The organism is Streptomyces sp. NRRL B-3229, from assembly GCF_000719505.1.
Lineage (GTDB): Bacteria > Actinomycetota > Actinomycetes > Streptomycetales > Streptomycetaceae > Streptomyces > Streptomyces griseorubiginosus.
In genome coordinates this window covers 125,492-139,832 of sequence record NZ_JOGP01000001.1, presented here as the reverse complement: position 1 = coordinate 139,832, position 14,341 = coordinate 125,492, and the positions used below count along the sequence as shown (strand labels likewise).

Sequence of the window (14,341 nt, the reverse complement as noted above, 5' to 3'; positions counted from 1 at the left end):
CGCGAAACTAAGGAGACATCCGTGGCAGGTCAACGCGCCATGCGCCGAGTGGGCGCGAACTCGACCGGAAACGACGGCCCGCGCGCCTGTGGTGCACGCGCCGGGGTGAGTGACACGCTGGGCGTATGAAGATCCCTTTTCTGGGCGGCCGGAGTGAGAATCCCGGGACCCGCGACGCCGAGGGCATCGCCGAACTGCTCGCCGAGTGCGAGCTGCTGCGTTCGCACGCGTTCCGGTCCGGAGTCGAACTCGACGACACGGAGGCGTCGTTGGAGGCGCTCGATCAGTTGGTGCCCGGCTGGCGCGACGACGAGGACGTCCTGCTGTGGCTCGGCAACGACGCCGGGCTCTATCTCGGCACGGTCATCGTGCGGACCGTCCCGGGGGCAGCCTGGGATCTGCGGTCGGACGGACAGCCCGTGATCCGGCTGGAATCCGGCCGTGAGTTCGATGTCGTGGCCGCCGGTCACGAGTGGGCCGGCAGTGGGGTCCCCGAGCTGTCCCAGCTCTACGCGGAGGTCGCCGAGGAGTGAATCCATGGCCGTAAGCTCGGCGTAAATACGGCTAATGACCGAAAAGTGCGTGTCGTTCCTTATGCGAGATCTTGCCTCGATAGGTTGCGGCAACCACGACACAGCTGAGAGTGAGTAGGGCTGGGCATGGCCGTCGTCGATCCGTTGATCGAACTGCGTGACGTCAACAAGTACTACGGAGAGCTGCATGTCCTCCAGGACATCAACCTCACCGTCGGCAAGGGGGAGGTGGTCGTCGTCATCGGCCCTTCGGGGTCGGGCAAGTCCACGCTGTGCAGGACGATCAACCGTCTGGAGACCATCAAGTCCGGTTCCATCACGCTCGACGGGCAGCCGCTGCCCGAGGAGGGCAAGGCCCTCGCGAAGCTCCGTGCCGAGGTGGGCATGGTCTTCCAGTCCTTCAACCTGTTCGCCCACAAGACGGTCCTTCAGAACGTGTCGCTGGCCCAGGTCAAGGTGCGCGGGAAGAAGAAGGAGCAGGCCGACCGCCGCTCCCGTGAACTTCTCGACCGGGTGGGCCTCGCCGACCAGGCCGACAAGTACCCCGCCCAGCTCTCCGGCGGCCAGCAGCAGCGCGTGGCCATCGCCCGCGCCCTCGCCATGGAGCCCAAGGCCCTGCTGTTCGACGAGCCGACCTCGGCCCTCGACCCGGAGATGATCAACGAGGTCCTGGAGGTCATGCGGCAACTGGCCCAGGAGGGCATGACCATGGTCGTCGTCACCCATGAGATGGGCTTCGCCCGCTCGGCCGCCAACCGCGTGGTCTTCATGGCGGACGGCCGTATCGTCGAGGACCGCGCTCCCGACGACTTCTTCACGAACCCGGACAGCGAGCGCGCCAGGGACTTCCTCTCCAAGATCCTCAAGCACTGAGAGGGGCGACGGCCATGTCCTCGAGCCTCGACTACGATGGTCCGTTCATCCCCACGGTGATGGCGGTCGAGCCCCCAGGGACGCTGCTGCCGGGTGGGGATCCCCCCACGGCCCTTGCACCGTAGGGGGCAGCAGTCACAGAGCCATACCCGCCCGGCGCCGGCCGGAGATCACTGCTCGCGCAGCGGAATCGACACGTACGACGGGTCGTTCGCCGGCGAGGAGAAGGTCAGCTGAGCGCCGGACGGGTTGTGCTCGATGTAGAGCGGGTCGACCGTGTCGACCACCAGGGCCAGACGATGCCCTGCCGGGACGTCGTAGGCCGTGGAGAACAGGTCCAGGTCGACGTCGAACGGCTCCCCGGGCGTCCGCCCGTGGAAGGTGTACGGCGCGTTGGAGACCAGCTTGCCGAGGCCGAGCGGCCCCACGTCGTACAGGTAGGCGACGAGGGTGCCGCTCTCCTTGGTGGGAGTCAGCGTGGTGTGCAACTTCGCGGTACCGCGCACCTGTTGGGCGCTCCGGTACTTCTCCGACTGCCATACGGCGGCCCAGCGGCGCGGCAGCAGGGGGATCGAGGCCATCGGCGGAGCCTGGGCGATCTGGTCGAGGATGCTGGACAGGAAGACGATCCCGCCGTCGGCGCCCGAGTCGACGTTGGTGTGGATCGTGGTGGTGCCCGACAGGGCGATCTTCTTCCGCGTGGCGCCGACGGACTTCCAGTCCGGGTAGCCCTCGTAGCCGCCTGTGGAACGGGACTTGAGCTGGACCGGGTCCTCGCGGTCGATCCCGTTGTCCTCTCCCTTGAGGTAGTGGTCGAACCAGCGCCCGGTGTCGGTCCACACGTCGTTGGGCAGTCCGAACAGCCCGGGAATCTCGGCGGTCGCGTGGTCGCCGGGCCTGAGTTCCAGCCGCTTCGGGCCGGTCAGCTTCTCGTAGAAGTCCGCGTACTGGTTGGGCGCGAAGACCGTGTCGCCCCACGCGTTGGCCATCAGGACCGCCGCACCGTTCTGGTTGAGCTGGTCCACGTATGTGGCGGCCGAACGTTTCTTCCCCCAATCGATCATCTCCTGTTCCTTCGACAGGTTCGACGCGTAGAAGTTGTCGAAGATCTGCCGGACTTCGGCGCTCTGGCGGCCGGTCACCAGGCTCGCGCCGTCCAGCACGGCGCCGGCCTCGACGTGCTGGGTGCGTCCCGAGTAGATCGAGTCGATCAGGTCGGCCCAGCCGCTGAGGGAGGCGACCGCCTTGATGCGCTTGTCGTGCGCGGCGGCGAGCAGGCTGATGCCGGCGCCGTACGAGACGCCCGCCATGCCGATGTGCCGGGCGTCGGAAGGGGTGTTGGCGAGCGCCCAGTCGATGACCTTGGACGCGTCGGCGGTGTCGGGCGGGCCCGCCACTTCTATCTGCCCGCCCGACTGCCAGAACCCGCGCACGTTGTAAGTCACCACCACATAGCCCGAGTTCGCGAGCTTCTGGGCCTGGGCGAGGTACTCGACCTGGGGCAGGCCCCAGCTGGTGGGCAGCACGATGAGCGGGAAGCGCCGGGAGCCGTCCGCACCTGGGGGCGTGACGACGTTGGCCTTGAGAACGGTGCCGCCGTCGCCCGCGATGTCGACGAAGCGGACGGCGTCGGTCGCCTGGGCGGCAGGGGCGAGCCCGAGGGCGCCACCGGCGATCAGGGTCGCGGAGACGGCGCCCACGGTGGTCGTGCGCAGGGCCTTGCGAGGGTGTCCCACGGGTCACTCCCTACTCGTGTCAGTGCAAAGTGACCAGACGGTAACCTCGACCGCTTACCGCAAGTAACCCGTCGGTAAGTTACGTGGGAGTAACGATTGTTGTGCTGTGAAGCAATTCAGGAGGCGCGGTGGGAGTTCCGTGCGGGTGTGGTCGTCGGCAGCGGAGCCTGGGCCGCGCGGGTCACGTCGGCGACCAGTTCGGCGACATCCGGGCCGTAAGCGTGCGAGTTGACCACCTTCAGCAGGAGGACGAACGTGTTGTCGCCGTACTTGCGGGCCAACCGCTCGTGGTTGCGGGCCAGATAGCGGGTGGCGGCCTGGTTGGTGATGGCGGTCTGGCCGCAGAACAGGAAGACGGGCCGGCTCTGTCCCGGCTGTCCGGCGGTGAGACGGGCCAGCAGCACGTACTCCGACAGCCCCTTCTCCAGGTGGTAGTCCTCGCCGCCGATCTGGTACGTCATCCGGATCGGGCCCGGCTCCGACGGGTCGATCTTCACCTGCACCCCGGGCAGCATGGCGGTCATGTGCGCCATCATCCGCCGGTTCGACGAGGGGCCGCCGACGCAGAACTCCGTGCGCTCACCGAAGCCTTGCCGGGCCGTGTCCTGGGTGACCACCTCGGCGTGCGCACCGCAGTCCTTGATGAGGGCGGACAGTTCGAGGAGGGCGAACACGTCGTAGCGGTGCACCGCGAGATCGGAGCTGCCGGCGTCCCGGTTGACGACCAGCAGCGACTCGGAGTTGTCCGGCAGCCCGAAGAAGGCCTGCTTGCGGCGGAGTTTCCGCTTCCACAGATACGTCCGGGCAAGCCAGCCGAGCGCGGCGCTGATGCCCGCCGCCACCACGCCGAGGACGATGTTGCGCACGTCGTCGTTCATGTGCGCGCATGCTAGCGGCCCGACGGCACTGGTACGTACCGGTGTTCGAAGTGTGGCATTCGCATGACACCTCCACCGAGGAGGGGTGTCGGTGCACCTGGGATGTGGTTACGCTGCGCGGACGGTCCTGGACTGGAGGTAAGGATGCGTCGCCCTGTCGCACGGAAACTGTCGGTCCTGGCGGTCTCGGCCGCCGTGGTGTCGGTGGGGGCGGCAGCGCCGCCGCAGGCCACCTCGGCACCGCAGAAAGCACCTGTCGCCGTCGGCTACGGGGGTGCCGTCTCCAGTGTCGACGCGGACGCCTCCGCCGCCGGCATCGAAGTCCTCAGGAAGGGCGGCAACGCGGTCGACGCGGCCGTCGCCACCGCCGCCGCGCTCGGCGTCACCGAGCCGTACTCCTCCGGCATCGGCGGGGGCGGCTACTTCGTCTACTACGACGCCAAGTCCCGTACGGTCCACACCATCGACGGCCGCGAGACGGCACCGCTGAGCGCCGGCACCGACCTCTTCGTGGAGAACGGCAAGCCGCTCGCCTTCGCCGACGCCGTCAGCAGCGGACTGAGCGTCGGAACACCGGGCACACCGGCAACCTGGGCCACCGCGCTCGGCAAGTGGGGCAGCAGATCCCTGGGCACCGTCCTCAGGCCCGCCGAGCGGATCGCACGGAACGGGTTCGTCGTGGACGACACCTTCCGCTCGCAGACCGCCTCCAATGAGACGCGGTTCCGGTACTTCCCGGACACCGCGAAGCTGTTCCTGCCCGGCGGCCGGCTCCCGGTCGTCGGATCGACCTTCAAGAACCCCGATCTCGCCCGCACCTACGCCGAGTTGGCGCGCAAGGGCGTCGGCGCGATCTACCACGGAGACCTCGGCGACGACATCGTCGACACCGTGAACCACCCTCCGGTGGACCCGGCCTCCGGCTGGAACGCGCGTCCCGGGAACCTCACCGAGAAGGACCTGGCCGCCTACCGGGCCAAGCTCCAGAAGCCGACCAAGACCTCCTACCGAGGGCTCGGCGTCTACTCCATCGCCCCCTCCTCCTCCGGCGGCACCACCGTCGGTGAGGCCCTCAACATCCTGGAGCACACAGACCTTTCGAAGGCCAGCGAGGTCCAGTACCTGCACCACTACATCGAGGCCAGCAGGATCGCGTTCGCGGACCGCGGGCGCTGGGTCGGCGACCCCGCCTTCGAGGACGTACCGACGAAGGAACTGCTGTCGCAGAAGTTCGCCGACTCGCGGGCCTGCCTCATCAAGGACGACGCGGTGCTCACGAGCCCGCTGGCGCCCGGGGACCCGCGGCATCCCGCGACCTGCGCCGACCGGGGGACGGCGGCCCCGACGACGTACGAGGGCGAGAACACCACGCACCTCACGGTCGCCGACAAGTGGGGCAACGTCGTCTCCTACACGCTGACCATCGAGCAGACCGGCGGCAGCGCGATCACCGTGCCGGGGCGGGGGTTCATCCTCAACAACGAGCTGACGGACTTCTCCTTCGTGCCCGCGAACCCGGCGGTGCACGACCCGAACCTGCCCGGGCCCGGCAAGCGGCCGCGGTCCTCGATCTCGCCGACGATCGTGCTCGACCGGCACAACAAGCCGGTGGTGGCGCTGGGTTCGCCCGGTGGGGCGACCATCATCACCACCGTGCTCCAGGTGCTGACCGAGTTCGTGGACCGCGGGCTGCCGTTGGTGGACGCGATCGCGGCGCCCCGGGCGAGTCAGCGGAACGCCGCGCAGACGGAGCTGGAGCCGGCGTTGTACAGCAGCGGGGTGCGGTCTCAGTTGGAGGCCATCGGGCACTCGTTCAAGCTGAATCCGGAGATCGGGGCGGCTACTGGGGTGCAGCGGTTGCCGGGTGGGAAGTGGTTGGCGGCTGCTGAGACGGTGCGGCGGGGTGGGGGATCCGCGCAGGTGGTGTACCCCGCGCCGTAGGTCACTGCGGGCGCGTGGGGGCTGGTCGCGCAGCTCCCCGCGCCCCTAAGAACCTCACCTGAACGTCAGCGTGCCTGCTGAGGCGTCCACCGTCACCTGGTCGCCGTCCTTGATGGTGCCGTCCAGGAGCAGGCGGGACAGCTGGTTGTCCACCTCCCGCTGGATCGTGCGGCGCAACGGACGTGCGCCGTACTCCGGTTGGTAGCCGTGTTCCGCCAGCCAGTCCACCGCGCTGTCCGTGAAGGTGACCTCCACGCCCTGGGCCCGGAGCAGACGGCGGGTGCTCCGGAGCAACAGCTCCGTGATCTCGCGCAGTTGCTCGTCGGTGAGCCGGCGGAAGACGACCACCTCGTCGATGCGGTTCAGGAACTCCGGGCGGAAGTGGTCGCGCAGGGGCCGCAGGATCTGCTCGCGGCGGGCCTCCTCACCGGACTGGGAACCGAAGCCTATGCCCGTGCCCCCGCGGGTGATCGCCTCCGAGCCCAGGTTGCTGGTCATCACGATCACCGTGTTGGTGAAGTCGACCGTACGGCCCTGGGAGTCGGTGAGGCGGCCGTCGTCGAGCACCTGGAGCAGGATGTTGAAGACGTCCGGGTGGGCCTTCTCCACCTCGTCCAGCAGGAGCAGGGAGTACGGGTGCCGGCGGACGGCCTCCGTCAGCTGGCCCGCCTCCTCGTGGCCGACGTATCCGGGCGGGGCGCCGACCAGGCGGCTGACGGTGTGGCGCTCCTGGTACTCGCTCATGTCGAGGCGGACCATGCGCTCCACGCTGCCGAACAGCGACTCCGCCAGGGCGCGGGCCAGTTCGGTCTTGCCGACGCCGGTCGGGCCGAGGAAGAGGAAGCTGCCGATCGGGCGGTCCGGGCTCGCGAGGCCCGCCCGGGAGCGCAGCACGGCGTCCGAGACGACCCGTACGGCCTCGTCCTGGCCGACCACCCGCTCGTGCAGGTGCTGCTCCAGGCCGAGCAGGCGGTCCTTCTCCTCCTGGGTGAGGCTGCTGACCGGGATGCCGGTCAGCCGGGACACCACCTCGGCGACGGCCTCGGCGGTGACCTCCAGGTGCTGGCCCTCGTCGGCCTCGTCGCCCCCGGTGGCCTCGGCGATCCGCTGCTTCAACTCGGCGATGCGGTCCCGCAGTTGCGTGGCCTGCTCGTACTGCTCGTCGGCGACCGCCCGGTCCTTGTCGTGGCCCAGCTGCTCGACCTCGCGCTCCAGGGCCCGTACGTCCGTGCCCTTGGTGCGCGCCCGCAGCCGTACCCGTGCCCCTGCCTGGTCGATGAGGTCGATCGCCTTGTCCGGCAGCCGGCGGTCGGGCAGATAGCGGTCGGAGAGCTCCACGGCGGCCACCAGCGCCTCGTCGGTGTAGCGGACCTGGTGGTGGGCCTCGTAGCGGTCGCTGAGTCCGCGCAGGATCTCGATGGCGTCCGCCGTGGTGGGCTCGGGGATCAGGATCGGCTGGAAGCGGCGGGCGAGGGCCGCGTCCTTCTCGATCCTGCGGAACTCCTCCAGCGTGGTCGCGCCCACGATGTGCAGTTCGCCGCGGGCCAGGGCCGGCTTGAGGATGTTGGCGGCGTCCATGGAACCGCCCTCGCCGCCTCCGCCCGCGCCCACGACGGTGTGCAGTTCGTCGATGAAGACGATCAGCCGGTCGGAGTTGTCGCGGATCTCGCCCACGATGTTCGTCAGGCGCTCCTCGAAGTCGCCCCGGTAGCGGGTGCCCGCGACGACCCCCGTCAGGTCCAGGGCGAAGACCCGCCGCCCGGTCAGGACGTCGGGCACGTCCCCGTCGACGATCCGCTGGGCCAGCCCCTCCACGACCGCGGTCTTGCCGACCCCCGCGTCACCGATGAGCACCGGGTTGTTCTTTCCGCGCCGGGACAGCACCTCGATGGTCTGCTCGATCTCGTCGTCCCGGCCGATCACCGGGTCGATACGGCCCTGCCGGGCCAGGTCGGTGAGGTCGCGGCCGTACTTGTCGAGGGTGGGCGTGCTCGTGCTGCGCTGGGCCTCCGCGCGGGGCTGCCCGCCGTCCGGGACCGCCTCGGGCGGCAGGCCGGCGGGGGCGAAGCGGGCCGAGTTGAGGATGTGCCCGGCGGCCGAGTCGGGGTTCGCGGCCAGGGCACTCAGTACGTGCTCCGGGCCGATGTGGCCGGCGCCCCGGGCGCGGGCCAGCTCGTGCGCGTCCAGCAGGGCCCGCTTGGCGGCGGGGGTCAGCGCCAGTGAGGTCGGTGGTGGGGCCTCCTCCGGCTGGTGCTGGACGGGTCCGGAGCGTTCGTCGATCTCCGAGGCGAGGGTGTCGGGGTCGGCGCCCGCACGGCTCAACAGGGTCCGGGTCGGTTCGGCGGCGAGTGCCGCCCGCAGCAGATGCTGGGTGTCCAAATCCCGGCTGCCGTGCTCGGTGGCGTACTGCGCGGCGTCCCGCACCAGCTCCCGGGCAGGACGGCTCAGCAGCTGGCCGATGTTGATCTGCCGGGGGCCCGGGCGGGGGCCGCCGAAGAAACGGGCGAGGAACTCTCCGAAGGCGTCGTAGCCGTCCGGTCCGCTGAAGCCGCTGGTCATGGGCGTTCCCATCCGGCATCCCCGCGGGTGTCCCCCCGGGCCGAGTCCGCGCGCGGACTGGTGGAGGGCCGGGGACGCCCTCGCTGATCGACGTGCCGGGGCCGGGTAACCCGGGAGTCAGCCGGTTACACCTTCGCACGGATGGGGGAGCGGGGCACGTTCAGTCATGAGCGCCGGGCAGGCCGGTCCGCGGGCGGTGGGACCGGCCCTGCCCGGCCCGCGGATCTGCCCTGCCCGCGGCCCTGCCCTGCCCGCGGCCCTGCCCTGCCCGCGGACCGACCCTGTGAGGCCGGGCTCAGCGTGCCGTCAGGACGCGGGGGCCCGCGTCGGTGATCGCCACCGTGTGCTCGACGTGCGCCGCCCGTGAGCCGTCGGCCGTCTTCAGGGTCCAGCCGTCCGGTTCCTCGCGGTACGCGTCGGTGCCGCCCGCGATGAGCATCGGCTCGAGCGCGAGGACCATGCCGTGCCGCAGGGGGAGACCGCGCCCCGGGCGCCCCTCGTTGGGGACCGGCGGGTCCTCGTGCATACGGCGGCCGATGCCGTGTCCGCCGAAGTCGTCCATGATGCCGTAGCCGCCGGCCCGGCACACCGAGCCGATCGCGTGCGCGATGTCCCCGATGCGGTTGCCCACGACCGCGGCACCGATCCCGGCCGCGAGGGCGCGCTCGGCGGTCTCGATCATGCGCACGTCCTCCGGCCGCGGCGCGCCCACCGTGAAGCTGATCGCCGAGTCCCCTGCCCAGCCGCCGAGTTGGGCACCGCAGTCGATCGATACGAGGTCGCCGTCGCGCAGCCGGTAGTCGCTCGGGATGCCGTGCACGATCGCGTCGTTCACGGAGGCGCAGATGACCGCGGGAAAGGGGGTGGTGGCGAAGGTGGGCCGGTAGCCGAGGAACGGCGAGGACGCCCCGGCCGCGCGCAGCACCCCGCGCGCCACCTCGTCCAGCTCCAGCAGGGATACGCCCACGTCAGCGGCCTTCTCCACGGCTGTCAGGGCTTGCCCGACGACCTGTCCCGCCTCGTACATGGCATCCATCGATGTGTCCGTCTTCAGTTCCACCATGCCAATTACTATACCGGTATTAGAATGGGGTCATGGTGCGCACCCCTCTCACCCCCGAAGAACGCGAACGCGGCGAGCGGCTCGGCCGGTTGCTGCGCGAAGCCCGTGGCGGCCGCAGCATGACCGAGGTCGCGGCGAGTGCCGGGATCTCCGCGGAGACCCTCCGGAAGATCGAGACCGGGCGGGCGCCGACCCCGGCGTTCTTCACGGTCGCCGCGCTCGCCCGGGCCCTCGGGCTGTCCATGGACGAGTTGGCCGGGATGTGCGAGGCCGCAGGCGTGTGACGGGAGTTCACCCAGTGGCCCGGGTCGCGCCGGGGGACTCCTGCTGCGCCTTTGAAAACTCGCTGTAGCCCGTTCGTAACACTGCTGGTGTTCTCTTACGCACTGGAGTGCTCCGGTCTAACGGGAGTTGAGCGATGGCAGTGGATCAACTCCCGGGACAGGTGCGGGAGTTCGTGGCCTACCTGAGCGGTGTGCTGGCCCGTCTGGACCAGGGTGGCGGCTGGTGCGCGGTGTTCTGGCAGCGCGATCCGGACGGTATGCAAGCGTGCCTCGACGGCCGCGAGGTGCCGCCCTGGGACGTCGTGGAGGCACTCCTCCAGGACCTGGCCGGGGCGTACGGCATCGACGCGGCCCGCGCCGAGGCCGAACGGGCCCGTCCCCTGCACGCGGCCGCGCAGGGCGCCCACGACGCCCGTCCCGGCGGCCGGGACGCCCTCGGTGACCGCTTCGACGTCATGCTCCGCGAACAGCGTTACGCGGCGGAACGGCAGGCCGAACTGGGCCGGCTGCTCGCGGCCGCCGCCACCCAGGAGGAGGCCGACGCCCTCCGCCTCGACCTCGCCTGGGCCCGCGACGACCACGAACGCGCGGTCCGCCGCTGCGCCGAACTCCAGTCCCGGATGAAGGAGTTGGACCGCCGAACGATGGGCGACCGCGCCGACGCGGTCCGGCGCGGCCAGGTGGAGAGCGCCGGATTCTTCCGCCGTGGCCGGACCGGCAACACGGCGGCGTACGGGGACGACGAGCCGGGCGTAGGACCGGGCATGAGCGGGCACGGCGAGCGGGGCGACGGGGCTTGGGTCGGCGGTCGCGTGGGCGGGGGTTCGGCTTGGGTCGGCGGTCGCGTGGGCGGGGGTTCCGGGTCGCACGGGCATGAGGGCGAGGAAGCAGGCGGGAGCGGGCACGGGGAGCCGGACGACCGCGGTTGGGGCGACGCCCGGGTGAGTGAGGGCTTTTCGACGGGCGGGCGTGGGCACGGCGACGAGTGGGCGGGCGGGCACACGGGCTCCGCCGACGGCGTGGGGGCGGGCCGTCCCGGAGCCAACACCACCGGCTTCCCCGCCATGCCTCAGCAGCGCGGCACCGCGGGCGCGGCGGCCACGGAAGCGGTCGGCACCGGCTACGCGGCGCAGCGCCCGGCCGCTCCTCAGGACGCCGGACCGGCCGCTCCTTCCGCCACCGGCCCGGGACCCGCCGAAGGGCCCCACTCCGGATACGGCCCGCGGCCGTCGGCACCCGACACATCCCTCCGCCCCGGATACGGCACCCCCCAGCCGAACCGCGCCGACGCGTTCGACCAGCCATATGCCCCGCAGCAGACCTCGACCGGAACCGCCGCCGACGACCGGACCCCCCGTACCGACGCCCCAACCGGTACCCCTCCGGAGACACCCCCGACGACCAAGCAGCGCAAGCGTCGCCGAGGTGGTGCTCGGTTCGCCGGGGAGGCGGACGCCGAGGTCGGCCCCGTCGTCGTACCGCCGACCGCCGTACCGGATCTTCCCGCCCAGTCCGCCAAGCGGGGCCGCACTCCACGTGGAGCGCGGTTCGCCGGGGCGGCCGAGGCGACGGACATACGGCAGCCGGGGCGCACGCGGTCGCAGAAGGCGCCGAGCGGCGCCGAGGACGCGGCGGCGCCGCGGGAGACCGCCGACACCGTCGCGACGCTGGTACGGCTGCGCGCCGAGGGCCGTACCGGCGAGGCGCACGCCCTGCTCGTCGAGGTCGCCCACTGGCCCGCCGCCCGTTTCCCGCTGCTCGCGGCGGAGCTCCACCGCGCCGGGCTCGGCGCCGACTGGGCGACCCTGCTCTGGGAGGCCGCCTCACTGCCCGCCGAGCGGTTGGTGGCCGCCGCGGACGCGCTGGTCGCGGCCGGGCGGGGCGCCGACGGCGAGCAGATGCTCCGCCAGGGGGTCGCGCGGCCCGCCGGGGAGATCGGCGCGGCCGTGCTCGCCCTGCTCGGCGAGGGGCGGCGCCGCGAGGCCTCCGCGCTCCTCGACGCGTACGTCCGCGTCCGTACCCCCGAGGAGGCCGCCCGCAGCGCCGAACCCGACCCACGGACCCTCGTCCCGCTCCTCCTCGCGGCCGCGGGGGCCGTGTCGCAGGAGCGGCACTGGGACCTGGTGCACGCCCTGCGCGTCGCCGGGTTCTCCGCCTGACAGGTCCCGCACCACGCCGCCGACCGGGCACGTCACTCCTCCACTGGAGTGTGAAACGTGATCGACTTGCCGGGTTAACGACAATGGTCTTGGCAAGCCTCTCCAGGAGGCTTACGTTCGTCCCTCTACGGTCTGATCTACGGGCGTAGAGGCTCTGACGTCCCGCCGAAGGAGCAGCTCATGGCCAACGTCGTACGTGCCGCTCTGGTCCAGGCCACCTGGACCGGCGACACCGATTCCATGGTGGCGAAACACGAGGAGCACGCCCGCGAGGCGGCCCGACAGGGCGCGAAGATCATCGGGTTCCAGGAAGTCTTCAACGCCCCCTACTTCTGTCAGGTCCAGGAACCCGAGCACTACCGCTGGGCCGAGCCGGTGCCGGACGGCCCCACCACCACGCGGATGCAGGAACTCGCCCGCGAGACCGGCATGGTGATCGTGGTGCCGGTGTTCGAGGTCGAGCAGTCCGGGTTCTACTACAACACCGCGGTCGTCATCGACGCCGACGGCAGCGTCCTCGGCAAGTACCGCAAGCACCACATCCCGCAGGTCAAGGGCTTCTGGGAGAAGTACTACTTCAAGCCCGGCAACCTCGGCTGGCCGGTCTTCGACACGGCGGTGGGCAAGGTCGGCGTCTACATCTGCTACGACCGCCACTTCCCGGAGGGCTGGCGGCAGTTGGGCCTCAACGGCGCCCAGCTCGTCTACAACCCCTCCGCCACCCACCGGGGCCTGTCCTCCTACCTGTGGCGCCTGGAGCAGCCCGCGGCCGCCGTCGCCAACGAGTACTTCGTCGCCGCCATCAACCGGGTCGGCGTCGAGGAGTACGGCGACAACGACTTCTACGGCACCTCCTACTTCGTCGACCCGCGCGGCCAGTTCGTCGGTGACACGGCCAGCGACAAGGAGGAGGAACTGGTCGTCCGCGACCTGGACTTCGACCTCATCGAGGAAGTGCGGCAGCAGTGGGCCTTCTACCGCGACCGCCGCCCCGACGCCTACGAAGGGCTGGTGCAGCCGTGACCAGGGACCTGCTGGGACGCCACCGCGCCGTCCTGCCCGACTGGCTCGCCCTCTACTACGAGGAGCCGCTGGAGATCACCCACGGCGAGGGCCGGCACGTCTGGGACTCCGAGGGCAACAAGTACCTCGACTTCTTCGGCGGCATCCTCACCACGATGACCGCGCACGCCCTGCCCGAGATCACCAAGGCGGTCAGTGAACAGGCGGGGCGGATCATCCACTCCTCCACCCTGTACCTGAACCGGCCGATGGTCGAACTCGCCGAGCGAATCGCCCAGTTGTCCGGCATCCCGGACGCCCGGGTCTTCTTCACCACCTCCGGCACCGAGGCCAACGACACCGCGCTGCTGCTCGCCACGACCTACCGCCGCAGCAACACGATCCTGGCGATGCGCAACAGCTACCACGGCCGCTCCTTCAGCGCGGTCGGCATCACCGGCAACCGCGGCTGGTCGCCCACCTCGCTGTCCCCGCTCCAGACGCTGTACGTCCACGGCGGGGTCCGCACCCGCGGCCCCTACGCCTCGCTCAGCGACGACGACTTCATCGCGGCCTGCGTCGACGACCTGAAGGACCTCCTCGGCCACACCCGCCCGCCCGCGGCCCTGATCGCCGAGCCGATCCAGGGCGTCGGCGGCTTCACCTCCCCGCCCGACGGCCTCTACGCCGCCTTCCGCGAGGTGCTGAACGAGCGGGGCATCCTGTGGATCGCCGACGAGGTGCAGACCGGCTGGGGCCGCACCGGCGACCACTTCTGGGGCTGGCAGGCACACGCGAGGTCCGGTCCGCCGGACATCCTCACCTTCGCCAAGGGCATCGGCAACGGCATGTCCATCGGCGGGGTCGTGGCCCGCGCCGACATCATGAACTGCCTCGACTCCAACAGCATCTCGACCTTCGGCGGCACCCAGATCACGATGGCGGCCGGGCTCGCCAACCTGTCGTATCTCCTGGACCACGACCTCCAGGGCAACGCCCGGCGGGTCGGCGGGCTGCTGCTCGAGCGGCTGCGGTCCGTCGCCGCGCAGGTCCCGGGCGTACGGGAGGTGCGCGGGCGCGGGCTGATGCTGGGCGTCGAGCTGGTGAAGCCCGGCACCGACGAGGCCGATCCGCAGGCCGCGTCCGCCGTGCTGGAGGCCGCCCGCGCCGAGGGGCTGCTGCTCGGCAAGGGCGGCGGGCACAACACCAGCGCCCTCCGGATCGCCCCGCCGCTGTCCCTGACCGTCGCGGAGGCCGAGGAGGGCGCCGCGATCCTCGAACACGCTCTGAGGAGCACCATCCAGTAGGCCCAC

Annotated in this window: 11 protein-coding genes; 7 read left to right on the top strand and 4 right to left on the bottom strand. The window is 70.9% G+C overall.

All coding sequences use genetic code 11. From position 1 onward, the window contains the following. Positions 1 to 125: 125 nt before the first annotated feature. The gene (locus IF54_RS0100635) at positions 126 to 533 is read left to right on the top strand and encodes a DUF6278 family protein (RefSeq protein WP_030313273.1); all 408 of its coding nucleotides are present in this window, start codon (positions 126 to 128) and stop codon (positions 531 to 533) included. 126 nt (positions 534 to 659) lie between these two features. After that, entirely contained in the window at positions 660 to 1,406 is a 747-nt protein-coding gene (locus tag IF54_RS0100630) for an amino acid ABC transporter ATP-binding protein (RefSeq protein ID WP_030313271.1), read from the top strand. 170 nt (positions 1,407 to 1,576) lie between these two features. On the opposite strand, the gene IF54_RS0100625 is transcribed toward IF54_RS0100630, so the two are convergent. Further along, positions 1,577 to 3,142: a CocE/NonD family hydrolase gene (locus IF54_RS0100625; RefSeq protein WP_030313269.1), complete on the bottom strand. Its 1,566-nt coding sequence runs from the start codon at positions 3,140 to 3,142 to the stop codon at positions 1,577 to 1,579. Positions 3,143 to 3,258: 116 nt separating this feature from the next. Continuing rightward, the gene (locus IF54_RS0100620; protein ID WP_030313267.1) at positions 3,259 to 4,020 is read right to left on the bottom strand and encodes a hypothetical protein; all 762 of its coding nucleotides are present in this window, start codon (positions 4,018 to 4,020) and stop codon (positions 3,259 to 3,261) included. A 144-nt stretch (positions 4,021 to 4,164) separates the two neighbouring features. Here IF54_RS0100620 and ggt point away from each other — a divergent pair, with 144 nt between their 5' ends. Beyond that, positions 4,165 to 5,961, top strand: coding sequence for a gamma-glutamyltransferase (gene ggt / locus IF54_RS0100615; protein WP_030313266.1), 1,797 nt, complete (start codon positions 4,165 to 4,167; stop codon positions 5,959 to 5,961). A 54-nt stretch (positions 5,962 to 6,015) separates the two neighbouring features. On the opposite strand, the gene IF54_RS0100610 is transcribed toward ggt, so the two are convergent. Further along, a complete protein-coding gene (locus tag IF54_RS0100610) occupies positions 6,016 to 8,520 on the bottom strand; it encodes an ATP-dependent Clp protease ATP-binding subunit (protein ID WP_030313265.1) in 2,505 nt (834 codons plus the stop codon). Positions 8,521 to 8,815: 295 nt separating this feature from the next. Next, on the bottom strand, positions 8,816 to 9,583 hold the full coding sequence (map, locus tag IF54_RS0100605) for a type I methionyl aminopeptidase (RefSeq protein ID WP_030313264.1): 768 nt from the start codon (positions 9,581 to 9,583) through the stop codon (positions 8,816 to 8,818). Between the two features lie 32 nt (positions 9,584 to 9,615). Here map and IF54_RS0100600 point away from each other — a divergent pair, with 32 nt between their 5' ends. From IF54_RS0100600 to IF54_RS0100585, 4 genes are all read left to right on the top strand, one after another. After that, positions 9,616 to 9,867, top strand: coding sequence for a helix-turn-helix domain-containing protein (locus IF54_RS0100600; protein WP_028808906.1), 252 nt, complete (start codon positions 9,616 to 9,618; stop codon positions 9,865 to 9,867). A 134-nt stretch (positions 9,868 to 10,001) separates the two neighbouring features. Beyond that, positions 10,002 to 12,026 (top strand): hypothetical protein, encoded by a 2,025-nt coding sequence (locus tag IF54_RS0100595; protein ID WP_030313262.1) that lies wholly within the window; start codon positions 10,002 to 10,004, stop codon positions 12,024 to 12,026. 180 nt (positions 12,027 to 12,206) lie between these two features. After that, entirely contained in the window at positions 12,207 to 13,049 is an 843-nt protein-coding gene (locus IF54_RS0100590; RefSeq protein ID WP_020133397.1) for a nitrilase-related carbon-nitrogen hydrolase, read from the top strand. Next, positions 13,046 to 14,335, top strand: coding sequence for an aspartate aminotransferase family protein (locus tag IF54_RS0100585; RefSeq protein WP_030313260.1), 1,290 nt, complete (start codon positions 13,046 to 13,048; stop codon positions 14,333 to 14,335). The genes IF54_RS0100590 and IF54_RS0100585 overlap by 4 nt, the downstream gene beginning before the upstream one ends. Positions 14,336 to 14,341: the final 6 nt, after the last annotated feature.